Here is a 25,206-nt window from a genome sequence, read left to right as displayed (position 1 = left end):
AAAGACAGTCATATGACGACTCTCGACAGCCCCAGCGCCGCCCTCGGTCCGGCCCCGGGGAAACACGGCGCGACAATGATTTCAGGCCCCTGCAAACCTGCAGCATCGTCCGATTGAGCCACTCCGGACAGTACTAAAATCAATTTTTACGCGCATCGATGCGCGGGAGAGCAATAATGGGCGTCTGGTCAGTCGGAATTATCGATTCGGGGGTCACGGACGAGACGGAAGCCCGCTTCGGGCGGAACCTCTACGAATACGATTTCTATTACGGGAACAGCGAGACAGACGGCGGGCGCACCACGTCCCACGGTTCCGTCGTCGCCGAGTCGGTCGAGCACACCAACGCGGCGCTCGAGCGGATCGACATGCAGATCGGCAACAACAGCGAGACCGCCATATCGTCCTATTCGGTCCGGGACGCGCTCGGCCAGCTCGCGAGCCTGCACGATTCCGGCTGGCATATCGGCAGCTTCAACATGAGCTTCAGCAGCCAGTATACCTACTCCTCCAGTATCTATCAGGCGCAGATCAACGCGCTCGCGGATCGCGGCATTTTCGGCGTCGGATCTTCGGGAAACGGGGGCACTGCGGGGGCGCTGGAGACAGCGGGTTACCCGGCGCGCCTCTCGAACATGATCTCCGTCGGCAGCCACGACGGCGCCGGCAACCCGAGCAGCTTCTCGCAGAACCATCCCTCCACGATTCATGTCCTTGCCGACGGCGAGGACTTCCCGAGCTCGGCCTATTCCGGCACGAGCTTCGCGGCGCCGCAGGTGGCCGCCACGGTCACCACCGTGCAGGCGATGGTCGAAGGCGTCACGTCCGACCGCTTGTCCTTCGGCGAGGTCGTCGACGTCCTGCAATTCGGCGGCGCCGGCCCGATATCAAACCCCGATCCGGCAGACGGAGTGACGGCCTATTTCCTGCATACCCACAGCGGGTCGGTCGACTACGCCATGTCGACCTATGTCGATCCGCACTTCAGCGGGCTTGAATACATCGCCTCCTATTCGGATCTCGAGGCCGCGTTCGGGCGCGATGCCGGCGCCGCGCGGGAGCACTTCCTCAACGCCGGCGTCTACGAGGGCCGCACCGTCGAGTTCGACGGACTGGAATATGTCGCGAGTCATCCCGACCTGATCGGCTCCATCGGTACGGACCGTGTCGTGGCTGCCGCGCACTATCTCGACACCGGGCGCCGGGAAGGCCGCCTGACGAATTTCGACGCCGACAATTACATGGACGCAAATCCGGATCTCGCCGCCGCCTTCGGCGGGGACGACAACCTCGCGACCCAGCACTACATCACCAGCGGGTATTTCGAGGGCCGCTCGACCGGCGACCTCAATGGCCCGTCCATAGGCGCTCCGCAGATCAGCTGGGGCGTTTCCGAGGGGACAACCGATCTACCCTTTGCCAGAAATACCCACGGATACGTAGGCGTCGGCCAGAGCGCTACGGGAACGGTCGCAGTTCCAGTAGGAGGACAGTACGACCTGGACCTCTTTCGTACGGACCTTGTCGCTGGACAAACTATCCTCATCCACGCGCGTGGTGGTCACTCGGGTGGAGGAAATCTGCACGATCCATACGTTGCGATCTATGACAGCGACGGATTCTTTCTGGCCAACGACCGCAATAGCGGCGTCGGTCTGGATGCCGCATTGACCTACACGCCCACTGAAGGCGGAACGCATTACATCATGGTGACCGGAGGCTTGAATCATTTTGGCACCTACACGGTCGATGTGTTGCGGGTCCACAATGCGACGCTCGCTTCCGCCACGGACGAACCGGCCGCGATCGAATTTGCCGCGACTGAACCGGTATCGGAGCCCGCACCCGACGACATCCAGTTGACCACCATCGGCCCCGAGCCCGTTTATACCGACTGGATCGCCTGATCCGCCCCCCTACCGCTGACCGCGCACCACCTTGCCCGGCAGCGCCTCGGTCGCTTCTCCGCCGCGATAGGTGACCTTGCCGGAGACGATCGTCGCCTCGTAGCCGGTCGATTTCTGCATCAGCCGCTTGCCGTTCGCCGGCAGGTCACGGGTGACATAGGGATCGGAAAAGCCGACCCGGTCCCAGTCGATGATGTTGACGTCCGCCTTCATGCCCGGCGCCAGCACGCCGCGGTCGGAGAGCCCGGCGGCGCTGGCCGTGTCCGAGGTCAGCCGCCGGATCACGTCGGTCATCGGGAAACGGGCCCGCTCCCGGCCCCAGTAGCTCATCAGCCAGGTCGGGTAGCCCGCATCGAGGATGAAACCGACATGGGCGCCGCCGTCGCCGAGCCCCATGATCGCGTTCGGGTCCGCCAGCATCGCCTCCGGCGCGCTCATGTCGTAACTCGCGTAGTTCACCAGCGGCGTGTAGATGAAGCCGCGTCCCTCGCGCTCCAGCAGGATGTCGTAGGCGACCTCGGGCGCCGTCCGCCCCTCGCGCGCGGCGATGGCGGCGATGGACTGGTCCTTCGCCGGCTCGTAATTCGCCGGCGAGCCGAGGCGGAACATCTTGGAAAAGGAGATCCGGTGGATCAGCGGAAAGGTGCTGTTCTTGACCGGGTCCTCGGAGAGGATCTTCGCCCGCACCTCCGGATCGCGCATCGCGGCGACGCGCTCGGCAAGCGGCAGGTCCTGGATCGAACGGTAGGTCGCGGTGCCGGAGAACGGATTCTGGCTGCCCTCGAGGCCGAGCAGGATGCCGATCGGGCGCGGCGCGACGACCGGGCGGATCGAGAGCCCGTCATCGGCCGCCTCGCCCGCGAGGCGCAGCAGGTCGCGCCAGAAGTCCGGCCGGTCGTGGCGCTGGTTGAGGGTGAAGACGGCCGTCCGCCCGCTCGCCTCGATGACGCGGCGGAGCATGGCGAATTCGGTTTCCGGATCCGGCTCGTCCCAGTCCGACACCATCTCGAGGAAGCCCGATCCCGCATCCGCCATGCCCATGGCGATGCCGGTCAGCTCCTCCTCCTGGGCACGCAGGGTCGGCGTGTAGTCGCCGGCGAGGCTCTTGTGGCTGATCGTGCGCGAGGTCGAGAAACCGAAGGCGCCGGCGCGCACCGCGTCCGCCGCGATCGCCCTCATCTTCGCGATATCCTCCGCCGTCGCGTTCTCGAGGTTCAGCGCCCGCTCGCCCATGACATAGACCCGGACGGCGGCATGGGGCAGCAGCACGCCGAGATCCATGTCGCGCGGCAGCCGCTCCAGCACGTCGAGATACTCCTCGAACGTCTCCCACTGCCAGTTCAGCCCCTCGTGCAGCACCGGCCCCGGAATGTCCTCGACGCCTTCCATGAGCTCGACCAGCTTGTCACGGTCGGCCGGCTTGCAGGGCGCGAAGCCGACGCCGCAATTGCCCATGATCGCGGTGGTGACGCCGTGCCAGGCGGACGGCGCGAGATGGCTGTCCCAGACCGCCTGGCCGTCATAATGGGTATGGATGTCGACGAAACCGGGGGTGACCAGCTTGCCGCGTGCATCGATCTCCTCGACCCCGCGCCGGCCCGCGACCTCCCCGATATGGAGGATCCTGTCCCCGGCAATGGCGAGATCCGCCTCGACCGGATCCGCGCCGGTACCGTCGACGACGGTACCGTTGCGGATGATCAGAGTGGCTTCAGCTGACATGGCGCATTCTCCCTGGCTCTGTTCTCTTTTTCCGCGAGTGTGAGCCGCCGCGCCGCCCCCGTAAAGCGGCGCACGGGCACGAGTGTGGTGCGGATCCTCCGCGCCACCGGTCCGCCCTGCTGCCAAATCTTCATCAATCGCCGGCGCCCGGCTTTGCTAGCCTCGACCCAAGCAGAAGACCGGCGAAATGCGGGAGGAACGGAAAATGGACAGCAACGCCAAGGTCGCCATCATCGGCGCCGGACTGATGGGACACGGGCTCGCCCTTGTGCATGCGATCGCGGGGCATCCGGTGAAGATGACCGACATCAGCGAGAGCCAGCTTGCGACCGGCATGGAGCTGATCGCCAGCGCGCTCGACACCCTGGTCGCCGGCGGGTCTGTCGCGAAGACGGAGACCGCGGCGATCCTCGCCCGCATCCGGCCGGTCGCGACCCTGAAGGAAGCCGTCGCGGACGCGGACTTCGTCGTCGAGGCGGTGGTCGAGAACCGCGAGGTAAAGACGACGGTTTATGAAGAGCTGGAGACGGCGGCGCCGGAGAGCGCGATCATCGCCAGCAACACCTCCTATCTCGACGCCTTCCCGCTCGCGCCGGCCGGCCTGCAGCGCCGCTTCATCATCACCCACTGGTACACCCCGCCCTACATCATCGACCTGGTCGACATCGCCGGCGGGCCGGAGACCGACCGCGGGATCCTGGAAAGCGTGCGCGACCATTACGCGGCGATCGGCAAGAAGCCGGTGCTGTTCGAGCGCTTCGTGCCCGGCTATGTCGCCAACCGGCTGCAGGCGGCGATGACGCTGGAGATCACCCGCCTGCTCGACGAGGGCTATGCCGACGCGGAAGCCATCGACACCTCGATCAAGTACGGCCTCGCGCTGCGCATGGCGACCATGGGCGCGCTGATGAAGGCCGACTTCACCGGCCTCGACATGAGCCGTCGCGCGCTCGCCAACAAGATGTACATCCCGCCCGAGGTGAAGGGGAAAAGCGAGACGCTGGAACAGCTGATCGCCGAGGGCAAACAGGGCGTGATGAACGGGTCCGGCTATTTCGACTATGGCGACATGAAACCGGAGGAGCTGTTCCGCAACCGCGATGTCGGGCTGCTGAAGCTGAAGGCGGCGGTGGAAACGGTCGAGGAGGAGCTGCCGCTCCGGCCGAAGGGGTGAATGGGGAACGGCCTCTCGGACCGTCGCCCCCTCGAGACGGGGCCCCGCGGTCGCTCTCCGGCGCCTGTCGACCGGACAATACGGAAATGATCAAATGACCCGGAACACAGGACACCTGGCTCACTTACAGCCCGCATAGGAACAGACATGGTTCAGACCGCAACGGCCGATCGATCGAACAGCGACCTGGACTCCTCCCTCGCCGCCGCCGAGGAACGCTACAGGGCGGACAACCCGAAGAGCGCCGCGAGAGCACAGGAAGCCGCACGGGCCATGCCCGGCGGGAACACGCGGACCGTCGTCCACTACACGCCCTTTCCGCTGACCATCGCGTCGGGCGAGGGGGCGACGGTCACGGATATCGACGGCCACCGCTATACGGACTTTCTCGGCGAGTACACCGCCGGCCTCTACGGCCACTCCGACCCGAGACTGGTGAAGGCCGTGACCGCTGCCGTGGAGGCCGGTGTCGGTCTCGGCGGCCCGAACCGCTACGACGCCGAACTGGCGCAGCTGATGTGCGCGCGCTTCCCCTCGATCGACCTGCTGCGCTTCTGCAATTCGGGCACCGAAGCCAACCTGTTCGCCCTCTCCGCGGCGCGCGCCTTCACGGGCCGCGGCAAGGTCATGGCCTTCAAGGGCGGATACCACGGCGGCGTGTTCTATTTCGGCGAGGCCGGATCGCCGATCAATGCGCCCTTCCCCTTCGTCATGGCGTCCTTCAACGACATCGACGGCACCGTCGCGCTGATCGAGGAACATGCCGGTGATCTCGCGGCCATCATCGTCGAGCCGATGATGGGAAGCGCGGGCGCCATCCCGGCGGACCCGGCGTTCCTGGAGGCGCTCCGCGAACGCTCCGCCGCCCGCGGCGTGATCCTGATCTTCGACGAGGTCATGACCTCCCGGCTCGGCCCCGGCGGTCTGCAGGAGAAAACCGGCGTCACGCCGGACCTGACGAGCTTCGGGAAATATCTCGGCGGCGGCATGACCTTCGGCGCGTTCGGCGGCCGGCGCGACATCATGAGCATGTTCGACCCCTACGCGCCGAACGCGATCTCGCATCCGGGCACCTTCAACAACAATGTCCTCTCGATGGCGGCGGGGCTCGTCGGCCTGCGCGACATCTTCACGCCCGACGTGGCGGAGGCCCTGAATGCCCGCGGCGACCGCTTCAGGGATCAGCTCCGCGCGGTGATCGCCAAACACGATGCGCCGATGCAGGTGACGGGAATGGGCTCGATCCTCGCCATCCACTTTCAGCGCGCGCCGATCCGCCGGCCGGAGGACACCTGGCCCCTGGACCGGAAGACCGCCGCCCAAAGGGAAGGCCTTCGCAAACTCCTCCATCTCGATCTGATCGCATCGGGCCTCTACATGGCACGGCGCGGGTTCATCTCCCTGTCGCTGCCGCTGGGCCAGCCGGATTTCGACGCTTTCGCCGGGGCGCTGGACGAGTTTCTCACAACCCGCGGCGCGCTTCTCGATGCCGGCTGATCGCCGCGTGCGCGGGTGACGGCAGCGGTGCAGGCGGGACTGACGCTCAGGCAGGAAGGATGATGCACGTGGAGACGCTGGAAACCGATTATGTCGTGGTCGGCGCAGGCTCTGCCGGCTGCGTCGTTGCGAGCCGGCTGAGCGAGACCGGGGCCAGGGTCCTGCTGCTGGAGGCGGGGCCGCCGGACCGCAATCCCCTGATCCACATTCCGGCCGGCGTGAAGAGCCTGCTCTACAATGCGAGCGTCAACTGGAACTATGCGAGCGAGCCCGAGGACGGCACGGCGGGGCGGGCGATCCACTGGCCGCGCGGCCGCGTGCTCGGCGGCTCGCACTCGATCAACGGGATGCTCTATGTGCGCGGCAACCCGGCCGATTATGACGGCTGGGCGCAGCTCGGCTGCCGCGGCTGGAGCTACGACGAAATCCTGCCCCTCTTCCGCCGCTCCGAGCGCTACGACAAGGGCGAGGAGGAAATCCGCGGGCGGGACGGCCCGATGCCGGTCGAGGATTACCGCACCATCCTGCCGCTGACCCATGCCTTCGTGCGGGCGGCGCAGGAGGCCGGTTTCGCCTTCAACCCGGATTACAACGGCCGGGCCCAGGAGGGCGTCGCCTATTCGCAGATGACCCGGCGCGGCCGCTGGCGCGCCTCGACCGCCCGCACCTTCCTCGCCGAGGCGCGCAGACGCCCCAACCTCCGGGTCGAGACCGGGGCCCTGGTGCAGAAGCTCAGTTTCGAGGGACGCCGCTGCACCGGACTGGTGTTCCGCCGCCACGGGCAGGAGGTCGCGGTCAAAGCCGCGCGCGAGGTCGTGCTCTCGGGCGGCGCCGTCAATTCGCCGCAACTCCTGCAGCTCTCCGGCATCGGCCCTGCCGGCCACCTCGCGAGCCTCGGCGTTCCGGTGGTCCACGACCTGCCGGGCGTCGGCGCCAATCTCTCCGATCACTATGTCACGCGCATCACCCACCGGGTCAGGGACGCGCTCTCGATGAACGAGCTCTCGCGCGGCTGGCGGGTGCTGCGCGAGATCGGCCGCTTCGCCCTCTTCGGCAACGGCGCGCTGACCTTCGGCGTGACCAGCGCGATGGTGTTCTGCCGCAGCCGCGAGGGCCTGGAGAGCCCGGACCTGCAACTCCTCTTCACGCCGGCGAGCTACGATCCGGACAAGCCGCTGGCGCTGGAGCGCGCGCCCGGCATGGCGACGGTGATCTGCCCGACCCGCCCCTCCAGCCGCGGCACTGTGATGGCCGCGAGCCCGGACCCGACGGAGGCGCCGCTGATCAAACCGAACTACCTCTCCGACCGCGACGACCTGCGGGTGATGCTCGCCGGCATGGCGCATGTCCGCCGGATCTTCGCCGCGCCGTCGCTCGCGCGCCACAGCGCAGCGGAACTCTGGCCCGGACCGGAGGCGGCGGACGAGGCCGCGCTCGCTGAGTTCGCCCGCGAGCGCGGCACCACGCTCTATCACCCGGTCGGCACCTGCAAGATGGGGATCGACCCGATGGCGGTGGTCGACCCGGAACTCCGGGTCCGCGGCGTCGAGGGGCTCAGGGTCGCGGATGCGTCGGTGATGCCGTATCTCACAACCGGCAACACGAACGCACCGACGATCATGATCGCGGAGAAGGCGGCGGAGATGATCAGGGCCGCCGCGGGGTGAGAGGTGGGCGGCGCCCTCAGGCGCAGAGCGTCTCTTCGTATTCCGTCGCCCGCTGCCGCAGCATCGGCCCGATATGGACCTCGCCACCCGCAACGGCGAGATTGGCCTGCCGGACCAGCTCCGCCTCGACCGCGACCGAGGGCGCGAGCTTGCCGTTGCAGGCGAGCCAGCGGGCGACCGTCGCCCATTCCCAGAGCGGACTGTCCGAGGTGACGCGCGCCACAGGCGCCGGGAAGCCCTCGCCCCGGCAGCCCCGGTAGTAATTGGAAATCGCGGCCCGCGTCATCTCGGCCCGTTTCGCGATGTCGGAGAGACTGACCAGCGGGTCCGGCTCCAGCCGGTCGATCCGCGCGCCGGTCGCGGCGACGTTCTCCAGCGCCGAGGCGACGGCATCGCCGAAGCTCTCCGCCTCGCGGGCGAAATCGACGATGACATGGCCCTTCTGAAACGAGACCAGCGCGTCGTCGCAGCCATGGTCGTAGAACCGCGCCTCGAAATCCTCCGCCGCCGGGTCCAGCCCGGAGGCGATCACGCTGAACTCAAACGTCTCCATCGTCCCTCTCCCCGGCCCCGTGCGGACACCGGTTGATCGCCCGCAGGATCTGCCGCGCGTGATTGCCCGCATTCCGCGGCGTCCCGTTGACCCCGATCTGGCAGCCCTCGCGGTCATGCCGGGGACAATAAAGCCGCCCCCAATGCCCCTGCGGCCGCCAAGTCCAGCCCAGCGCCTCCGCCTGCCGGACCGCCTCCTCGACCTCTTTGTCCGGATGGCGGGGGCGGTTCATTGCGTGCTCCGAATATGGATTGCATGTTTACAAATGTCAACGACGACAATTATACAACTTTTGCGCTCTCAAACCACATCAACAGCAATCTTTGGAGGCCGTCAACCAGTCGCGTGATGCTCGCCGGCATGGCCCATGTCCGCCGGATCTTCGCCGCGCCGTCGCTCGCGCGCCACAGCGCGGCGGAACTCTGGCCGGGCGCGGAGGCGGCTGATTTGATTAAGGCTGGGGCGGTGGGGTGAGTGGAAGGAGGCATTGAAGACGATCGAGGGAGATAAGAGTTAGATCGAGGCTTAGAAAGCATGCACTTATCGGCAATTGAGCCTCACAAGAACTCGGGACTAATACCAGCTTCATAGCTTGGCACCCTCTCAAGGGCTTTCTTCCGTGCCACCACTACGTCACGAAATTCCTTTAACGCCGCCAAGTCAGATTCTATGGTTCCTTGGTCCGGAAGCTCATCCGGGAGTCCCTCTGCACGATCGTGTCCTGAGTAATGTGAGCAACGCTTCATTCCCTCAAAAATTGCCGGATAATCCTCTTCCGGATTGAACGCGGCATGTTTCAGGCTTTGCGTCATAATCTCAGGTCGAAACCGTTGAATTGCACCATTGAAGATTATCTCTTCTACAATTCGCTCCCAAGTCTCACGCATGCGAGTATAGATCGCCGTGACCCCATCTCTGAATTGATCCGGCTGTCCTGGATCATACCCGCCTTTAAATAAGCGGGACTTTGCTTCCTCGATCTCATTAATTCTCTGGTTTGTCTTTTTCTGATGAGGGGGCTGACCAGATTCATTAATTATCCCAAATTTTGTACTCCCCGTGCTCAACATCCACTCTGCATGAAGAGGAAGCCCTTCACGGCGCGCCTCACTCTCTACCATGTAGTGAAATACGATATTATGAGTAAATATAATAACTTGTCGCCCACTTGCAGCCTCCGCAACAAGCCTTTTTGCGACCGCCTCCATGCGAGAATGATCCAGTGACGACACCGGATCATCGACAATAATTCCGTGTTCGGCGCCGACCTCTTTCAACTCAGCTAGAAAACAAGATAGAGCAAGTGCTCTTTGTTCGCCTTCGCTGAGAACATCGCTGTTGCTCTTGATCCGTTGCTGCGCAGTGAGCCCAATCTCAACAATACTGTCAGCGCCTGAACTTCTGTCCGAAAGATCGATCGGGATATGCGAAAGACGAAGAGCCTGAAGCTCGCTCCTAAGTTGGGACTTCAAACTATCCGTCAACAGAGCTCGTCGGCGCGACGTGATTTGTCGAGCTATCGGAGACGAAGCGCATTGCTTGCGCGCCTCTTTCACTTTTAGAAGTTCGCTAAGTTGCTTTTGGCGCTCAACAATAAGATCAATTACTTGGCTTAAACGTTTGGTGTCTTCTAGTTCTGCTTTTTCGTCAAGGAGCTGCTTAATGCGTTCACCATCAGTGCTCGCTCGTTCAAGATCCTCAATACGGCCTTGAAGGTTTACAAGATCATTTGAAATCTTCTGAACCAAATCTGCCTGTAACGGACTTAGCCGCTCAACCTCTTCGAAGTTGTCTTCTTCGATCATGCTTTTGATGACTTCCAAGCGTGCGCTCAAAACACCAAACTCGGCTGAAATCTCTCCCGCAAGAGTTTTTCGCTCTTCTGTTGTTTCCGAGTATGCAGCGAGCAGCTCTTCGACTTGACCCGACGTTTTGATGTTTAATGCAGTTATCTGCTGAACGAGAGCATCGAATGCTTCCGTCGCTTCAACACTTTCCGTAGCAGCACGTCCCGAGATATAGCGGTCGAATTCAGCCATACGATAAGACGCATCTCCATCCAAACTCTGCTGGCAGAGAACGCAGGATTCCGCTGTGGCGAGTTTCGGCTCAGAACGATCGGGAAACACTTCGCCGGCAAATTCGCGCGCGTACATCAACATTTGTCGCCAGGTTTCCGAGCCAATCTCCGAGATCGGCATGCCCTCGCCAATGCCGCGAGCGGCGGCTTCAGCCGCCTGTATTTTTGTCACCTTATCAGCATGTCTACTTACGAGACTGCGAATGCCCTCTGCTCCCAGCAAAGTTGCATTCGTGGAAAGTTCGACCTTAATGCTTTCAAGAGTTTGCTTGGTTATCTTGATTGCCCCAATTTGTACCGCAGGATCAGAATTTATTTCCCTAACAACACTCTGGAGTCGCGCGTCTTTTTCCTCACTCCATTCCCCAAGATTTCTCAGCTGCGCTTCACTGGGCAAGTCAGTCTCGCTGGTGTCGGGAGAGAGCTTCACTAAGACTTGGGAAACAGTGGTGTTGCCGCTAAAACCTGCAGGCAGAGGCGTCATGACGGCCCGAGCCAGCTGGCTCTGACGCGCTTCGAAGCCGCTATCGAGAGCCTTTGCCAGAAGCGCCAGCTTATTCAGCAAGTCCAGTTCATAGGGAAGAAACTCAACCCTGCGATTCTTATCCACATAGACGCGCGCAGAATCTGTATCGAATACCGAAATTCGCGCCAGTTCACGCGGAGATGGGTCGGTTGGGCGCCAAGTGATTTCCCTACGCGACGGTTCCGATCCTTCAACTCCAAAAACTAGTTCGACTTCTGGCGGCCCAGCTGGCGTTACATCATAAACGTTGCCTTTTAGATCTTTAGGGCTCAGGGACCGGCAGAGTTGTTTTGCGATACGACAGTAACCACTCTTGCCGGATGCATTTGCGCCGTAGACGAGCGATATCCCACGCTTGGCAAATCTGATCGGTGGCTGATCCTCCGCGAGCCGGTCGACCCTACGCACAGGACCTATTGAGCCTAGAATGGTCCGAGGCGCATCAACTACAGCTTCTGACAAATGCTCAGCGGAGAGAGGTTGGCCTGCGTCGATCTCTTCATCAATAAGGCCTACTTCTTTCTCAATGATTTTACCAAGAGCTGCTAAATCATCATCAATAAGCTCACCGCTAACTGCGATTCGGCGAAGCCCGTCTTGCTGCCAAGCGGGGCGCCCTTCCTGAGCAGACCACGCGAGAATTTCTTCGAATGCCATCGTAAACCCTGTCGGGAAATTTTGCGCCGAAAAGCCGCTTACTCACAGCAAATTTCCACCATAAGATAGCGCCCTGCTGATCCAGCCCGCAAGTTGACAGGTCGAATTAATGGGACACTCTACTTAATCTGTGCCCCTCCTTACGCCGTAACGCCATACGCAGCACAGCCCCTCACCCCGTCACCGACTGCTCAAGCGCCTTCACCAGCGCCTCCAGCGCAGCTTCCGTAAACCGCCACATATTGACTTCCCGGTCGCACTCCCCGGTCTCCAGCGTGAAGACCCGCGTCACCGGGCCCGAGAGCGCGATGCAGGTGTGGCCGGCGGCGTCGCCGTAGCGGTTGCCGCCCGGGCCGGCGGCGCCGGTCTCGGCGAGGCCCCAAGTCGTGTCCATGCGCCGGCGCATGGTCTCGGCGAGCAACGCGGCGTAGGGCTCGGAGGCGGAGCGCATGCCAGGGTGCCGCTCGAAGTCGATCTCCGCCAGGACCTCGCGTGCGGTCCGGGTGTAGATCACGCCGCCGGCGACGAAATAGGCCGACGCCCCCGGGACCGCGAGGAGGGCGGCGGAGATCAGGCCGCCGGCGGAGGACTCGGCGACGGCGATACTCTCGCCGCGCGCCTTCAGCAGTTTTCCGGCGGCCTCTCCGAGCTTCCCCAGTGCGGTCATCCCGGCGTCCTCCCTCACGCCACCTCGTGCCCGGCCAGCATCTCCAGCGCCTTGACCATCGCGGAATGGTCCCAGGCCTTGCCGTCATGCGCCGCGCAGGCGTTGAACAGCTCCTGCGCCGTCGCCGTGTTCGGCAGGCTGACGCCCATCTCGCGGGCGTTGGAGAGGGCGAGGTTCAGGTCCTTCTGGTGCAGCTCGATGCGGAAGCCCGGATCGAAGGTGCGCTTAACCATGCGCTCGCCGTGGATCTCGAGGATCTTGGAGGAGGCGAAGCCGCCCATCAGGGCCTCGCGCACCTTGGCCGGGTCGGCGCCGGCCTTGGAGGCGAAGAGCAGGGCCTCGCCGACCGCCTCGATATTGAGCGCGACGATGATCTGGTTGGCGACCTTGCAGGTCTGTCCGTCGCCGACCCCGCCGACCAGGGTGATGTTCTTGCCCATCAGCTCGAACAGCGGCTTGACCCGGGCGAAGGCCTCCTCGGTGCCGCCGCACATGATGGTGAGGCTCGCCGCCTTGGCGCCGACCTCGCCGCCGGAGACCGGGGCATCGACATAGTCGCAGCCGAGTTCGTTGATCCTGGCGGCGAACTCCTTGGTCGCGAGCGGCGAGATCGAGCTCATGTCGACCACGGTCTTGCCCGCCGAAAGCGCTTCCGCGACGCCGTCGGCGCCGAACAGCACCTCTTCGACCTGCGGCGTGTCGGGCACCATGATGAAGATGATGTCCGCCGCCCTGGCGACCGCGGCCGCGCTCGGGCAGGCGATGCCGCCGGCATCGATCAGGCTGCGCGGCACCTGGTTCAGGGTGTTGAGATGTACCTCGTGGCCGGCCGCGATCAGGTGCTCCGCCATCGGCTTGCCCATGATGCCGAGGCCGATAAATCCAAGCTTGCTCATAATCCTCACTCCTCCCGAGAGTTCCTCTAGCGTGATCGGGCGCTACCATGCCAAACCGCGCCCCGCGCCGTCACCACGATTTCCACAACAGGCTGCGTCAAAACGGACATGAACCGCCGCCGCGCCCTGCGCTAGGATCATCCCGGCCTTCACGGCGAGTCGCGACGGCAAACGGAGAGAGCCCCACCGTGCATCCCCTGATCCTCTTTGCCGGATATCTCGCCGTCGCGGTGATGCCGCTTCTCCTCGGCGCGCTGCAGGACCTGCCGCCGCGCCCGCTCCGGGACGAGATCGCCTCCGGCCTCGGCATGAGCGCCTTCGCCATCCTGCTGGTCGAGTTCGTGCTCTCCGGGCGCTTCCGCACCATCTCGGCGCGGATCGGCATGGACGTCACCATGCGCTTCCACCAGCTCGTCGCCCGCGCGGCGCTGGCTTTCGTCATCCTGCACCCGTTCCTCTACAGCCTCTCGCCGATGGGCACGCCCCTGCCCTTCGACCCCACCCGCCAGTTCACCCTCGGGCTCGATGCGGACTCGCTCCTGACCGGGGTGCTGGCCTGGGTGGCGCTGCCCTGTTTCGTGCTGATGTCGATCTTCCGCGACCAGCTGCCCTACCGCTACGAGGCCTGGCGGGCGATGCACGCGCTCGGCGCGCTGGCGATCGCGGCGGCGGTGACGCACCACACGCTCGCGGCCGGGCGCTACAGCGCCGACCCGCTGCTCGCCGGCTTCTGGCTCCTGCTGCTTGCCGGCGCGCTGGCCTCGCTGCTCTGGACCTACCTGCTCTCGCCGCTGAGGGAGGCACGGCATCCCTACGAGGTCGCCTCGGTCCGGAAGATCGCGCTGAAGACCTGGGAGCTGACGCTGCGCCCGAAGCAGGGCGACGCGCTCCCCTTCGCGGCCGGGCAGTTCGTCTGGCTGAAGCTCGGCCCCGGCCCCTTCACCCTAGCGGAGAATCCGTTCTCCATCGCCTCGGCCCCGGCGGAGCGTCCGGAGATCCGTTTCGTCATCAAGGAGGTCGGGGACTTCACCCGGCGGCTCGGCGACGTGGCGCCCGGGAGCACGGCCTATCTCGGCCGGGCGCATGGCAATCTGACGCTGAAAGGGCGCGCGGCAAAGGGCGTCGCGCTGATCGCCGGCGGGGTCGGCATCGCGCCGCTGCTCTCCATCGCGCGGCAGATGCAGGCGGGCGGCGACACGCGGCCGCTGACCCTGCTCTACGGCAACCGGAGCGCCGGGCAGATCGTCTATGCAGAGGAACTGGAAGCGCTCGCCCGGCGGGACGGGACCAAGGTCGTGCACGTGCTCTCGGAGCCGGACGCGGGCTGGACCGGACGGACCGGACTGATCGACGCGGAGCTGATCGGCGAGGTGTTCGATACGGAAGATGCGCAGGACTGGCTCTATGTCCTCTGCGGCCCGCCGGCGATGCTGGAGGGCGTCGAGCAGGCGCTGCTGGCGCGGGGCGTGCCGCCGGAGAACATCCTCGCCGAGCAGTTCTACTATGACTAGGAGGCAGGCATGAGCACGCGGAAACAGCGACTCCAGGCCGCCGTCTGGAGCACCAGCGCCCTGATTCTCATCGCCGTCCTCGCCTTCGCGCTCCGCTGAGGCGGAGCTAGCCCGCCATCCCGAATTCCTGCGCCAGCAGCGCGTAGCTTCGCCGCCGCGCCGCCTCGTCATGCGCCCAGGTCACCACCGCGACCTCCTCCAGCTCGAGCCGCGTCGCCAGCGCCCGGATCTTCTCCGCGACCTGCGCCGGCGTGCCGACCATGGCGCTCTGCCGGAGCTGTTCCATGCGCGCCGTCTCGCTCTCCGAATAGCCGGCATTCATTGCCGTCTCCGGGCTTTCCAGCGGCGTATAGCGGCCGCGGTCGCGATAGAGCTGCCAGCGGGCGCGGGAGGAGAAATGGTACTGCGCCTCCTCCTCGGTCTCAGCGGCGAGCGCCCAGACGCAGATCCCCGGGCAGGGCTCGGGAAAACGTTCGGACGGCTGATAGCGCTCGCGGTAGATCCGGATCGCCTCCGGACCGCCCTGCCCTTCGGTGAAGAACCAGGCGAAACTGTAGGGCAGGCCGAAATGGGCCCCGACCTGGGCGCCGTAGAGCGAGCTGCCGAGCATCCAGATCTCCGGCGAGGTCTCGCCCGCGGGCCGCGCGCGGACCGCGGCGAAGGGATGGTCCTCGGGCAGCGCCTCGCCGCTCACCCAGGCCCTGAGATCGAAGACGTCGTTCGGGAACTGGGCCGGGCGCTCGGCGGCCATCGGGTTGAGCGCGAGCGAGGTGCGGCCGTCCGAGCCGGGCGCGCGGCCGAGGCCGAGATCGATCCGGCCGGGCGCCAGCGCCTCCAGCACGCGGAACTGTTCTGCGACCTTCAGGGGCGCGTAATGCGGCAGCATCACCCCGGCCGAGCCGATGCGGATGCGCTCCGTCCTCATCGCGATGGCGGCGAGCAGGATCTCCGGCGCGGTGCCGACGATGGTCGGGTGCGAGTGATGCTCGGAGACCCAGAAGCGCTTGTAGCCGAGGCGCTCGCAATGCTCCGCCATGGCGATCGTGTCGCGGATCGCCTGGCCCTCGGGACGGCCGACGGCGGCGATGGACTGGTCGAGCACGGAGAGGCGCAGCATGGGCGGGCTCCTTCTGACGAGAGCTTGGGGCGTGGCAGGGCGAGGGGGCAGCATAGCCGTATTCCGGCGCCGTCGATCTTTTCCGTTCCGCCACTTCTCTCTTCTCCATCGGCGATTCCGGCGCATTCCGCTGGAACCCGGCGGTTTCCGCGCCTAGGCTCTCGGCAACCGATCCCTCCGGTGCGCCGGTCGGACCCGATCAAGGCGGGGCAATCCCGCGAAAGAAGGCATGACGGAAACGCCTGACAGCAATCTCGTGACACCGAAGGCGCGCAAGCGCCGGGGCCGCGCGCTCGTCCGCCTCGCCCTGCTCGCCGCGATTGCCTACGCGGCCTGGGAGGCCGGGGCCTGGTGGTATGCCGAGACCGGGCGCTACGTCACCACCGAGAACGCCTATGTGAAGGCGCCGATCATCGCGGTCAGCCCGCCGATCGACGGCCGCGCGGTCGAGGTCATGGTCGGCGACAACCAGCCGGTCCGCCAGGGCGAGCTGCTGTTCCGCATCGATCCCGCGCCCTACCATGTCGAACTGAAACTGGCCGAGGCACGCCGCGCGGCGGTGATCAACGACCTGCTCGCGACCAGGGCGGAGCTTGGCCAGATCGCGGCCGAGATGGCGGAGGTCGGCCCCCGCGTGACGTTCTTCGCCAAGGAGGTCGAGCGCCAGCAGCGTCTGGTGAAGAGCTATGCCGGGACCGAGGCGCGGCTCGACGAGATGCAGATGGAACTGGACCTGGCGGAGCACAGTCTCCGCGCGCTCAGGGAAAAGCGCCAGGTCGTGCTCGCCAAACTCGGCGGCCAGCCGAACCTGCCGGTCGAGGACCACCCGCTCGTGCTCGCGGTGGACGCGGAGATCGAGCGGGTGAAGCTCGATCTCGACTACACGGAAATCCGGGCGCCGGTCTCGGGCATCGTGACGCGGATGACGCTTCAGGCCGGCGAATGGGTCGAGGCGGAGACGCCGACCTTCGGCATCATCGGCACCGGGCTGATCTGGGTCGAGGCCAACCTGAAGGAGACCCAGCTCGGCGCCATCGAGATCGGCCAGACGGTGGAAATCCGCGTCGACGCCTACCCGGACGCGGTCTGGGAGGGACGGGTCGAGAGCCTCAGTCCCGCGACCGGGGCGGAGTTCTCCGCCCTGCCGCCGCAGAACGCCTCGGGCAACTGGGTCAAGGTGGTGCAGCGCCTGCCGGTCCGCATCGCGGTCGATCCCGCCGCGGACAATCCGGAGCTCCGGGCGGGGATGAGCGCCTACATCTCGGTCGATACCGGGCGCAGCCGCGATCTCGGCGATACGCTCGCGGCCCTTACCGGCCAATGGGTGAAGAAGGCGAAGGCCGAGTAGGCCTCACGCGACCTTGCGGATCTTCACGAAGAACAGCACCGGCAGGGTCGCGAAACAGGTCAGCGCATAGAACCAGAAACAGTTGGTGAAGCCGGTCAGCGCCGACTGCCGCCAGGCCTCGCCGGCGATCAGGCCGAGATGGTCCATCCACTGCACCGCACCGGAGCCGACCGCCTGGGGAAATCTCAGGCGTTCCTCGAACGGGCCGATGCCCTCCACCATCTCGGCGTAGCGGATCTTCGAGGTCCGCACGAGCAGGAAGACGCTGGCAGCGACATAGAGGCTGGTTCCCATATTGCGGATCAGGTGGAACAGCGAGGTCGCGTCCGGCAACAGGTCGCGGTCCAGCGTGGAGAAACTGACCATGGAGAGCGGCACCCACATCAGCCCGCAGCCGATGCCCTGCAGGATGCTCGGCCAGGCGAGGTCCCAGAAATCCATGTTCAGGTCGTAGAGGCTCATCATCCAGCCGCTGCCGCCGATCGCCAGCGTGCCGAGCACCAGTCCGATGCGCGGGTCCAGCTTGCCCATCCGCGCCGCCGCGAAGAAACCCGCGATCATGCCGACGCCGCGCATCGCCAGCACCATGCCGATCAGCGTGTCCGGATAGCCGCGATAGACCTGGAGGAGCTGCGGCAGCAGTACCAGCGGGGTGAAATTCACCGCGCCGTAGACGAAGACCAGGAACAGTCCGAGCACGAAGTTCTGGTTCTTCAGCAGCGAGGGCCGGATGAAGGGGCGGTCCACGCAGGCGCTGTTGGCGACGAACATGGCGAAGGCGGCGCACATCACGATCACCAGGGTGACGATGGTGCCGGAGTGCAGCCAGTCCTCCCGCTCGCCCCGGTCGAGCACCAGTTGCAGGGCGACGATGGCGACGGAGAACAGCAGGAATCCGAGATAGTCGAAGCGCGGCAGCGCCGTCTTGCCGCCCTCGCGGATCCAGCGCATCACCCCGGCCAGCGCCAGCAGGCTGAGCGGCACGATCATCAGGAAGACGAAGCGCCAGTTGTATTCCTCCGCCAGCCAGCCGCCGATCGAGGGCCCGATGGCCGGGCCGATGACGACCGACATGCCGAGATAGCCGTTCGCCTTGCCGTATTCCTCCTTCGGCCAGACCTGCAGCACGATGGCCTGGCTGAGCGGCACCACCGGCGCGCCAAAACCGCCCTGCAGGATGCGGAAGAACAGCACCGCCTCGAGCGAGGTCGCCATGGCGCAGGCGAGCGAGGCGAGGGTGAAGCCGGTGAGGCAGATCACGAGCAGCTTTCGCTGGCCGGTCCAGGCAACGAGCGAGCCGGTCAGCGGCGTCACCACCGCCGTCGCCACCACGTTCAGCGTCACCACCCAGGAGATTTCCTCGGTGGTCGCCGAAAAGGCCCCCTGCATCTGCGGAAGGGCGACGTTCACGATCGTGAGGGTCAGCGCGTAGAGCATGCAGGCGCAGGCCATGGTGACCAGCACCAGCACCTTGTAGGTACCGTCCGCCTGCTCCTGATCTGCCGCCGTGATGGCCGACATGGATGCACCTCCCCGCGCCGCTCTATGTCGGCTTCACTCAGGATCGCAGCTTAAGGGGGAAAATCGGCGGCAAGCGAAGGTTTTCGATGGAACGGGACCGGTTCCCCGCCCGAAAAGCAAAATTGGGAGCCGCGCCATGGCGACCCCCATTTCGGTAAGGACAAACCGCGAGGGCTCAGACCCCCGCCGCCTTGCTCGTCTCGATATAGACCTGGCGCAGGCGCTGGGCGATCGGGCCGGGCTTGCCCTCGCCGATGGTGGCGCCGTCGATCTCGATCACCGGGTTCACGAAGCTGGTGGCGGAGGTCGAGAAGGCCTCCTTCGCCGCTTTCGCCTCGGCCACGGTGAAGGGCCGCTCCTCGATCTTGAGCTGCAGTTCCTCGGCACATTTCAGCACCGCCTTGCGGGTGATGCCGTGCAGGATGTCGGCCGAGAGGTCGCGGGTGACGATGGTGCCGTCCGCCGTCACGATATAGGCGTTGTTGGAGGAGCCCTCGGTGATCTCGCCGTCGAGCACCATCCAGGCATCGTCGGCGCCGGCATCGTGGGCCCGGTTCTTCACGATGGAAGCGTAGAGCAGCTGCACCGTCTTGATGTCGCAGCGGCGCCAGCGCAGGTCGTCGACCAGGATGATCTTCTGGCCCCGCTCCGCAAGAGCGCTGTTGATGAGCGACTTCTTCTGGGTGAAGAGCAACAGGGTCGGCTTCACGTCGGGGCCGGGGAAGAGAAAATCCCGGTCGGCGGCGCCGCGCGAGATCTGCAGATAGACGAGGCCTTCCTCGATGCCGTTCAGCTCGACCAGCTTGCGGTGGATTTCCAGCAGTTCCTCGTCGGTGGCGGGCGACGGCAGCTTGAGCTCGTCGAGCGAGCGGCGCAGGCGCGTCATGTGGCCGTCGTAGTCGATGAGCTTGCCGTCCAGCACGGAGGTCACCTCGTAGACCGCATCGCCGAAGAGGGAACCGCGGTCGAAGATCGAGATCGAGGCCTCGTTCTCGGGAACGTAGCTGCCGTTGACAAAAACTGTGCGCATTCTTTCAAACTCGCGAAACCGGGTGGAGGGCGGGAGCCGGGCCAGGCGTGCCGCGCAACGTGTGGCGGCCCGCAGACGCGGTTCCGAAGAACTGAAGTTGCCCGACCTTACACCGCCCTCCGCCCGCAAAACCAGACCCGTTTTGCAGAGCAAGGATTGTGCGGTCAGGTCCCCCGCAACGGCCCGGGCGGCGGGTAGATGCGCGCCGCCGGCGGCAATGCGGCGGTCTTTTCCTTCAGCATCTCGATGAGCCCCTGTTCGGCCCGGTTGAGGCGGGAGGCGGAGTTCGTGACGAGATAGATGTCGATCGGCGGCGGGTCCTCGTAAGGTGGCAACTGCCAGAGCAGGCCGTCCTCGATATCCCGGGTCACCGCGTGGATCGGCAACGGTCCGATCCCGACCCCGGCGACGATCAGGCGCTTCACCTCCTCCAGATGCGAGGAGGTGGCGCGGATGGTGTCATCCAGATTGAGCCGGGTGCGCAGAATGGCGACAGGCCGGAGCGCGTCCTGCAGGCTGTCGGTATCGAAGGCGACCGAGGCTTCGCCGTCGAGATCCTCCAGCGTCAGGTCGCGCCGCCGGAAGAGCCGGTGGGTCGGCCCGCAAAAAAAGGCGAAATGCTCGCGGAACAGGTGGTCGTAGGTGAGATCAGGATGCTTGCGGTGTACTAGGCAGATCCCGAGGCTGGCCTTCTTCTCCAGCACGGAGGCCTGCACGTCCGCGCTGGTGGCGACGGCCATCTCGAAGGTCACCCTCTGATGCCGATTGCTGAAATCGCGCAGGGTCTCGTCGAGCGGCGGGAAGACCACGTGGCTCGCCACGCGGATCCGGACATGGCCGCGGATCTCGTCCTCGATGTCGCGGATCTCCACGGTCAGGCGGGCGATGGACCCGTGGATCTCCAGTGCCTCCCGATACAGGCTCTGCCCGGCATCGGTCACTCGAAAGTGGCTCGGTCCGCGCTCGATCAGCCGCTTGCCGAGGCTGGTCTCCAGCCGTTTCAGGGCATTGCTGACACTCGGTTGCTTCAACAGGAGACGATCGGCCGCAGCGGTGATCCCGCCCTCCTGGACGATGGCAATGAACGTCCGGAGCAGGTTCCAGTCCAGCTCCCTGACCAGACGGTCGCTGTCGTCGTGGCGCGACAGGCTCACCTATCATTCTCCAGATCAATGACCGTGATTTTCATTATCTATTGGAACAATGACCGAGCCTGTTGAAGATTTCCAGCTTCGAAAAGAGCCGGAGAACCGGCCGTTCGGAACAGGGTCATATCGTTGGGGACGTTCTATTGAGCGCATTGCGTAGCAAGGTCATGCGGCCGTGGTGGCTGCTGTCACCTGCACTGATCACGATCACGCTGCTCGTCGTCGTGCCGATGTCGCTGATCCTGATCTACTCCTTCTACATCAATATCGATCTCGGCGTAGACGAGCCGGCCTTTGCCTTCGAGAACTGGGAAGAACTGCTTACCGACAGCTACTATCACGTGGCGATCTGGAAGACACTCAGGCTCTCGGTCATTGTCACGGTGCTGGCGGCGGTACTCGGTTATATCCCGGCCTATTTCATCGCCAATACGACCTACCGTCACAAATGGCTGCTGCTCCTGCTGCTGATCCTGCCCTTCTGGGTCAGCTTCATCATCCGCACGCTGTCCTGGATTCACATCATGGGCAACCAGGGCGCGATCAACGGCATGCTGCTCTGGCTCGGTCTGATCGACGAACCGTTGCCGATGATGTTCAACGAGTTCGCTGTCATTGTCGGCTTCATCCATGTCTTCCTGCCCTACATGATCCTGAACGTCTATGTCAGCCTGGAGGGCATCGACCGGAATCTGGTGCCCGCGGCACGCACGCTCGGTTGCGCACCGCTACAGGCGTTCCGCGAGGTGACCCTGCCGCTGTCCCTGCCCGGCCTCGCGGCCGGCAGCCTGCTGGTCTTCGTGCTGACCGCGGGCAGCTACGTCACGCCGCTGATCCTCGGGGGGCCGGACGACTTTCTGTTCGGCAACCTGATCTACGACGCGATCCTCTCGGAGCTGAACTGGCCGATGGGCGCGACGCTTTCCTTCACGCTGCTGGTCCTGCTCGGGATCGTGGTCCTGATCTACAGCCGGATCATGGGCATGAACCAGCTTTACAAGGCCTTCGGGTAGAGGGGGCGAGCATGGGTTGGAGCCTGATCCGTCTCTACACGGTCGCCGTCTATGTCTTCATGTTCGCGCCGGTCGCGGTGGTGCTGCTGCTCGCCTTCAACAGCTCGCAGTTCGGCGGTTTCCCGATCGAGGGCTTCAGCCTGCAATGGTTCGAGCGGCTGTTCGAGAACGAAGCCATCGTGCGCGCCTTCCGGACCTCTTTCCTCCTCGGCCTTGCGACCTCGGTGCTGGCGACCACGCTCGGCATCCTCGCCTCGCTCGCCTTGGTGCGCTACCGCTTCCCGGGGAAGGACTGGATCACCACCTTCCTGATCTCCCCGGTTCTGGTGCCGGAGACCGTGCTTGCCGTCGGACTGCTGATCTTCCTGCGCTGGATTTCGGTGCCGCGCTCCTTCCTCCTGCTGCTGGTCGGGCACACGATCATCGCTCTGCCCTTCGTCGTCCTGGTGGTTCAGGCCCGGCTGGTCGGAATCCGCAAGGAATACGAGGAAGCGGCGCTCAGCCTCGGCGCCAATCCGCTGCAGACCTTCTTTCAGATCACGTTGCCGCTGCTGATGCCCGCCGTCTTTGCCGGCGCGCTCTTCGCGTTCACCATTTCCTTCGACAACATCACGGCGACCATCTTCTGGCGTCCCGCCGGCTCCGAGACCGTGCCGACGCAGATCTTCGGCATGCTGCGCAACTCGGTCAGTCCGGAGATCAACGCCCTCGGTTTCGTGATGATCGTCGTGACCGTCGGCGTGCCGCTCATGGCGGGCGGACTCGCCCGGTATTTCAGCCGCAAACAACGATAACCGCCACAATGAACAGAGGAGTTCGAGACATGAAGATCAGTTCGACGAAACGTTACGAAACCCTGCGCGAGCGCATGGGCAATGGCGATATCGACCGCCGCTCCTTCATGAGCCTGCTGGGCTATGCCGGCCTGACGGCCGGTGTCGCAGGTGGCGCCATGACCGCCATGAGCCGTCAGGCCCTCGCCTCAGGCACCGAGCTCTATTTCGAGGGTTGGGGCGGCGTCGTCAGCGAGGCGCTGCGCAAGCACGCCTTCGATCCCTACACCGCGAAAACCGGCAACACGGTCATCGATTCCGCCTTCGGCGGCGAGGCCGAGGTCCTGACCAAGATCAAGGCGGCGGGTTCCATCGACGGCCACAACATCCTGCATTCCTCCGGCGTCAGCTGGTACCAGCGCTGGGTCGACAACGGCTATGCGAGCGAACTGAACGAAGCCAACATCCCGAACATGTCCAACGTGATGGACTCGATCATCGCGCCGTTCCGGGCGATCACTCCGAACAGCCTCTCGGCCGTGCCGTACGATTACGGAACCACCGGGATCGCCTACAACACCAAGTATGTCTCGAAAGAGGAAGCCGAGGCGCTGGGCGCCAACCTGCTGCTGAAGAAGGAGCTGAAGGGCAAGATCGGCGGCTGGGGCGGCGATTGGGCCAACAGGGCCTGGTACGGCGCGCTGCAGTCCGATCAGGATCCGAACAACATCCAGGATTGGGACGCGGTCTGGGACAAGGTGCGCGAGCATCGGGGCCTGGTCGCCAAATACTGGGGCTCCGGCGCCGAGCTGATGGATCTCCTGGCGAAGGAGGAGATCTACGTGACCGAAGCCTGGTCCGGCCGCGTCGCGGCGCTGCAGGCCCAGGGCCATCCGATCGCCTATATGGATCCGAAGAACGGCCTTGCCTGGATGGAGAGCATGTTTGTCCTGAAGGGCTCGCCGATGGCGGAAGCCGAGGAACTGCTGAACTTCATGCTGGCGCCGGAAACCGCCCTCGCGGTCGCCGCCGGGCAGAAGTATCCGTCCTCGCTCGATCCGCAAAAGATCGACATGCCGGAGGAGGTCACCTCCCTGCCGGCCTTCGATCCGACCGGCAAGCTGGAAGGTCTCGTGTTCCGGGATCCCTCGACCTGGAACCCGGTCGAGAAGAAGCAGAAGAAGCAGTGGAACCGTATCAAGAAGGGCGCCTGAGCCCTGACGCACGGCCGGGCCGGATCCGTTTGATCCGGCCCGTTTCCCCCATGCATGAGCAGAGGTATCCGACGTGGCGCAGGTTGAACTTGTCGGCGTGAGAAAGGCCTTCGGCCCGGTGGTCGCGGTCGAGGACGCGAACATCACATTCGAGGAAGGGTCCTTCACCACCCTGCTCGGCCCGTCCGGGTGCGGGAAAACGACTCTTCTGCGCATGATTGCAGGGCTCGAGTTCCCGACCACCGGCGATATCCTGGTCGGCGGAAAGCGGGTCAACGACCTGCCGATCCACAAGCGCAATCTCGGCCTCGTGTTCCAGAACTATGCACTTTTCCCGCACAAGACCATCGCCGAGAACATCGGCTTCGGTCTGAAATACCGTCACGTTCCGAAGGAGGATATCCGGCGCAAGGTGACCGAGGCGCTCGATATCGTGCGCCTGCCCGGTGTCGAGGAGCGCTTCCCGACCCAGCTATCCGGCGGCCAGCAGCAGCGCATCGCGCTCGCACGGGCGATCGTCATCGAGCCGGACGTCCTGCTGCTCGACGAACCGCTGTCGGCCCTCGACGCCAACCTGCGCGAGGAGATGCGGGTCGAACTGAAGGCAATCCAGAATCGCATCGGCGTCACCTCCATCTTCGTTACCCACGACCAGTCCGAAGCCTTGGCGATGTCCGACAGAATCGTGGTCATGAGCGCCGGGCGGGTCGAGCAGATCGGCTCCCCCGAGGAGGTCTACAACCGGCCCGTCTCGGAATTCGTCACCTCGTTCCTCGGCAACGCCAACCTGCTTTCCGGCACCGTCCGGAATGTCGTCGGCGGAGTGGCCGAGATCGAGGTTGCCGGTCTCGGTACCCTGTTTTCCGAACCTGACGGAAAAGACGGACAGACAATCGAACCGGGCATGCAGGTCCGGATTTCCATCAAGGCCGAAAAACTCGCCCTCGGCAGCGGAGACGGCGGCAGCTCCGGAGCGACCCTGTCCGCGAAGGTCCAGGACGTAGACTATCAGGGCCAGGTCGCGCGCTATTTCCTGAGTTCCGGAGGCCATAGCCTGCAGGCCATCAACCAGATCGACGAGCGCCCACACGCCGCCGGGGCCGACGTCTCGATCAGCATCCGGCCGCGCGACTGCATCATTCTGCCAGCCTAGCATCCGCGCGCGGCTCGATATCCGGGCAAGAC

At 64.7% G+C, this 25,206-nt stretch carries 21 protein-coding genes; 11 read left to right on the top strand and 10 right to left on the bottom strand.

The window, feature by feature from the left end:
* The first annotated feature begins 176 nt into the window (after positions 1-176).
* On the top strand, positions 177-1,907 hold the full coding sequence (locus ACOOE1_RS17625; RefSeq protein ID WP_420403514.1) for a S8 family serine peptidase: 1,731 nt from the start codon (positions 177-179) through the stop codon (positions 1,905-1,907).
* Positions 1,908-1,916: 9 nt separating this feature from the next.
* Here the strand turns inward: ACOOE1_RS17625 and ACOOE1_RS17620 are convergent, their stop codons facing one another.
* A complete protein-coding gene (locus ACOOE1_RS17620) occupies positions 1,917-3,629 on the bottom strand; it encodes an N-acyl-D-amino-acid deacylase family protein (RefSeq protein ID WP_420403513.1) in 1,713 nt (570 codons plus the stop codon).
* Positions 3,630-3,834: 205 nt separating this feature from the next.
* Between ACOOE1_RS17620 and ACOOE1_RS17615 the strand changes: the two genes are divergently transcribed.
* The 3 genes from ACOOE1_RS17615 (at position 3,835) to ACOOE1_RS17605 (ending at position 7,967) form a co-directional block, all read left to right on the top strand.
* On the top strand, positions 3,835-4,803 hold the full coding sequence (locus tag ACOOE1_RS17615) for a 3-hydroxyacyl-CoA dehydrogenase family protein (protein ID WP_420403512.1): 969 nt from the start codon (positions 3,835-3,837) through the stop codon (positions 4,801-4,803).
* Between the two features lie 147 nt (positions 4,804-4,950).
* Entirely contained in the window at positions 4,951-6,300 is a 1,350-nt protein-coding gene (locus ACOOE1_RS17610) for an aspartate aminotransferase family protein (protein ID WP_420403511.1), read from the top strand.
* A 62-nt stretch (positions 6,301-6,362) separates the two neighbouring features.
* Positions 6,363-7,967: a GMC family oxidoreductase gene (locus ACOOE1_RS17605; protein ID WP_420403510.1), complete on the top strand. Its 1,605-nt coding sequence runs from the start codon at positions 6,363-6,365 to the stop codon at positions 7,965-7,967.
* Between the two features lie 16 nt (positions 7,968-7,983).
* On the opposite strand, the gene ACOOE1_RS17600 is transcribed toward ACOOE1_RS17605, so the two are convergent.
* Both ACOOE1_RS17600 and ACOOE1_RS17595 read right to left on the bottom strand, forming a co-directional pair.
* Positions 7,984-8,520, bottom strand: coding sequence for a hypothetical protein (locus tag ACOOE1_RS17600; RefSeq protein ID WP_420403509.1), 537 nt, complete (start codon positions 8,518-8,520; stop codon positions 7,984-7,986).
* On the bottom strand, positions 8,507-8,752 hold the full coding sequence (locus ACOOE1_RS17595; protein ID WP_420403508.1) for a hypothetical protein: 246 nt from the start codon (positions 8,750-8,752) through the stop codon (positions 8,507-8,509). The genes ACOOE1_RS17600 and ACOOE1_RS17595 overlap by 14 nt, the downstream gene beginning before the upstream one ends.
* A gap of 23 nt (positions 8,753-8,775) precedes the next feature.
* Here ACOOE1_RS17595 and ACOOE1_RS17590 point away from each other — a divergent pair, with 23 nt between their 5' ends.
* A complete protein-coding gene (locus ACOOE1_RS17590) occupies positions 8,776-8,994 on the top strand; it encodes a hypothetical protein (RefSeq protein WP_420403507.1) in 219 nt (72 codons plus the stop codon).
* A gap of 83 nt (positions 8,995-9,077) precedes the next feature.
* Here the strand turns inward: ACOOE1_RS17590 and ACOOE1_RS17585 are convergent, their stop codons facing one another.
* The 3 genes from ACOOE1_RS17585 to glxR all read right to left on the bottom strand — a co-directional run bounded on the left by ACOOE1_RS17585 (position 9,078) and on the right by glxR (position 13,346).
* Positions 9,078-11,783: an AAA family ATPase gene (locus tag ACOOE1_RS17585; protein ID WP_420403506.1), complete on the bottom strand. Its 2,706-nt coding sequence runs from the start codon at positions 11,781-11,783 to the stop codon at positions 9,078-9,080.
* Between the two features lie 172 nt (positions 11,784-11,955).
* Positions 11,956-12,450 (bottom strand): CinA family protein, encoded by a 495-nt coding sequence (locus ACOOE1_RS17580; RefSeq protein ID WP_420403505.1) that lies wholly within the window; start codon positions 12,448-12,450, stop codon positions 11,956-11,958.
* Between the two features lie 14 nt (positions 12,451-12,464).
* Positions 12,465-13,346 (bottom strand): 2-hydroxy-3-oxopropionate reductase, encoded by an 882-nt coding sequence (gene glxR / locus ACOOE1_RS17575; RefSeq protein ID WP_420403504.1) that lies wholly within the window; start codon positions 13,344-13,346, stop codon positions 12,465-12,467.
* Positions 13,347-13,534: 188 nt separating this feature from the next.
* Between glxR and ACOOE1_RS17570 the strand changes: the two genes are divergently transcribed.
* Positions 13,535-14,857: a ferric reductase-like transmembrane domain-containing protein gene (locus ACOOE1_RS17570; RefSeq protein WP_420403503.1), complete on the top strand. Its 1,323-nt coding sequence runs from the start codon at positions 13,535-13,537 to the stop codon at positions 14,855-14,857.
* Between the two features lie 106 nt (positions 14,858-14,963).
* On the opposite strand, the gene ACOOE1_RS17565 is transcribed toward ACOOE1_RS17570, so the two are convergent.
* Positions 14,964-15,974 carry an LLM class flavin-dependent oxidoreductase gene (locus ACOOE1_RS17565; RefSeq protein ID WP_420403502.1) on the bottom strand — a complete coding sequence of 337 codons (1,011 nt, stop codon included), beginning with the start codon at positions 15,972-15,974 and terminating at the stop codon, positions 14,964-14,966.
* Positions 15,975-16,203: 229 nt separating this feature from the next.
* Here ACOOE1_RS17565 and ACOOE1_RS17560 point away from each other — a divergent pair, with 229 nt between their 5' ends.
* Positions 16,204-17,322 (top strand): HlyD family efflux transporter periplasmic adaptor subunit, encoded by a 1,119-nt coding sequence (locus tag ACOOE1_RS17560; protein WP_420403501.1) that lies wholly within the window; start codon positions 16,204-16,206, stop codon positions 17,320-17,322.
* Positions 17,323-17,325: 3 nt separating this feature from the next.
* Here the strand turns inward: ACOOE1_RS17560 and ACOOE1_RS17555 are convergent, their stop codons facing one another.
* The 3 genes from ACOOE1_RS17555 to ACOOE1_RS17545 form a co-directional block, all read right to left on the bottom strand.
* Positions 17,326-18,843, bottom strand: coding sequence for a DHA2 family efflux MFS transporter permease subunit (locus ACOOE1_RS17555; RefSeq protein WP_420403500.1), 1,518 nt, complete (start codon positions 18,841-18,843; stop codon positions 17,326-17,328).
* Positions 18,844-19,018: 175 nt separating this feature from the next.
* On the bottom strand, positions 19,019-19,873 hold the full coding sequence (locus ACOOE1_RS17550; RefSeq protein ID WP_420403499.1) for a D-amino-acid transaminase: 855 nt from the start codon (positions 19,871-19,873) through the stop codon (positions 19,019-19,021).
* A gap of 164 nt (positions 19,874-20,037) precedes the next feature.
* The gene (locus tag ACOOE1_RS17545; RefSeq protein ID WP_420403498.1) at positions 20,038-21,027 is read right to left on the bottom strand and encodes a LysR family transcriptional regulator; all 990 of its coding nucleotides are present in this window, start codon (positions 21,025-21,027) and stop codon (positions 20,038-20,040) included.
* A gap of 137 nt (positions 21,028-21,164) precedes the next feature.
* On the opposite strand from ACOOE1_RS17545, the gene ACOOE1_RS17540 reads away from it, so the two are divergent.
* The 4 genes from ACOOE1_RS17540 to ACOOE1_RS17525 all read left to right on the top strand — a co-directional run bounded on the left by ACOOE1_RS17540 (position 21,165) and on the right by ACOOE1_RS17525 (position 25,174).
* Entirely contained in the window at positions 21,165-22,034 is an 870-nt protein-coding gene (locus ACOOE1_RS17540) for an ABC transporter permease (RefSeq protein WP_420403497.1), read from the top strand.
* An 11-nt stretch (positions 22,035-22,045) separates the two neighbouring features.
* The gene (locus ACOOE1_RS17535; RefSeq protein ID WP_420403496.1) at positions 22,046-22,828 is read left to right on the top strand and encodes an ABC transporter permease; all 783 of its coding nucleotides are present in this window, start codon (positions 22,046-22,048) and stop codon (positions 22,826-22,828) included.
* 29 nt (positions 22,829-22,857) lie between these two features.
* Positions 22,858-24,021: an ABC transporter substrate-binding protein gene (locus ACOOE1_RS17530; protein ID WP_420403495.1), complete on the top strand. Its 1,164-nt coding sequence runs from the start codon at positions 22,858-22,860 to the stop codon at positions 24,019-24,021.
* Between the two features lie 73 nt (positions 24,022-24,094).
* Positions 24,095-25,174, top strand: a complete 1,080-nt coding sequence (locus tag ACOOE1_RS17525; protein ID WP_420403494.1) for an ABC transporter ATP-binding protein — start codon at positions 24,095-24,097, stop codon at positions 25,172-25,174.
* Positions 25,175-25,206: the final 32 nt, after the last annotated feature.

Source organism: Nisaea sp. (assembly GCF_965216895.1).
Classification (GTDB): Bacteria; Pseudomonadota; Alphaproteobacteria; order Thalassobaculales; family Thalassobaculaceae; genus Nisaea.
This window is presented reverse-complemented; position numbering and strand designations above follow the sequence as displayed.

What these genes read in the sequence shown, in the direction of transcription:
- ACOOE1_RS17625 (WP_420403514.1), top strand. Translation starts at nt 177, where the DNA reads ATGGGCGTCTGGTCAGTCGGAATTATCGATTCGGGGGTCACGGACGAG.
- ACOOE1_RS17620 (WP_420403513.1), bottom strand. Translation starts at nt 3,629, where the DNA reads ATGTCAGCTGAAGCCACTCTGATCATCCGCAACGGTACCGTCGTCGAC.
- ACOOE1_RS17615 (WP_420403512.1), top strand. Translation starts at nt 3,835, where the DNA reads ATGGACAGCAACGCCAAGGTCGCCATCATCGGCGCCGGACTGATGGGA.
- ACOOE1_RS17610 (WP_420403511.1), top strand. Translation starts at nt 4,951, where the DNA reads ATGGTTCAGACCGCAACGGCCGATCGATCGAACAGCGACCTGGACTCC.
- ACOOE1_RS17605 (WP_420403510.1), top strand. Translation starts at nt 6,363, where the DNA reads ATGCACGTGGAGACGCTGGAAACCGATTATGTCGTGGTCGGCGCAGGC.
- ACOOE1_RS17600 (WP_420403509.1), bottom strand. Translation starts at nt 8,520, where the DNA reads ATGGAGACGTTTGAGTTCAGCGTGATCGCCTCCGGGCTGGACCCGGCG.
- ACOOE1_RS17595 (WP_420403508.1), bottom strand. Translation starts at nt 8,752, where the DNA reads ATGAACCGCCCCCGCCATCCGGACAAAGAGGTCGAGGAGGCGGTCCGG.
- ACOOE1_RS17590 (WP_420403507.1), top strand. Translation starts at nt 8,776, where the DNA reads ATGTTTACAAATGTCAACGACGACAATTATACAACTTTTGCGCTCTCA.
- ACOOE1_RS17585 (WP_420403506.1), bottom strand. Translation starts at nt 11,783, where the DNA reads ATGGCATTCGAAGAAATTCTCGCGTGGTCTGCTCAGGAAGGGCGCCCC.
- ACOOE1_RS17580 (WP_420403505.1), bottom strand. Translation starts at nt 12,450, where the DNA reads ATGACCGCACTGGGGAAGCTCGGAGAGGCCGCCGGAAAACTGCTGAAG.
- glxR (WP_420403504.1), bottom strand. Translation starts at nt 13,346, where the DNA reads ATGAGCAAGCTTGGATTTATCGGCCTCGGCATCATGGGCAAGCCGATG.
- ACOOE1_RS17565 (WP_420403502.1), bottom strand. Translation starts at nt 15,974, where the DNA reads ATGCTGCGCCTCTCCGTGCTCGACCAGTCCATCGCCGCCGTCGGCCGT.
- ACOOE1_RS17560 (WP_420403501.1), top strand. Translation starts at nt 16,204, where the DNA reads ATGACGGAAACGCCTGACAGCAATCTCGTGACACCGAAGGCGCGCAAG.
- ACOOE1_RS17555 (WP_420403500.1), bottom strand. Translation starts at nt 18,843, where the DNA reads ATGTCGGCCATCACGGCGGCAGATCAGGAGCAGGCGGACGGTACCTAC.
- ACOOE1_RS17550 (WP_420403499.1), bottom strand. Translation starts at nt 19,873, where the DNA reads ATGCGCACAGTTTTTGTCAACGGCAGCTACGTTCCCGAGAACGAGGCC.
- ACOOE1_RS17535 (WP_420403496.1), top strand. Translation starts at nt 22,046, where the DNA reads ATGGGTTGGAGCCTGATCCGTCTCTACACGGTCGCCGTCTATGTCTTC.
- ACOOE1_RS17530 (WP_420403495.1), top strand. Translation starts at nt 22,858, where the DNA reads ATGAAGATCAGTTCGACGAAACGTTACGAAACCCTGCGCGAGCGCATG.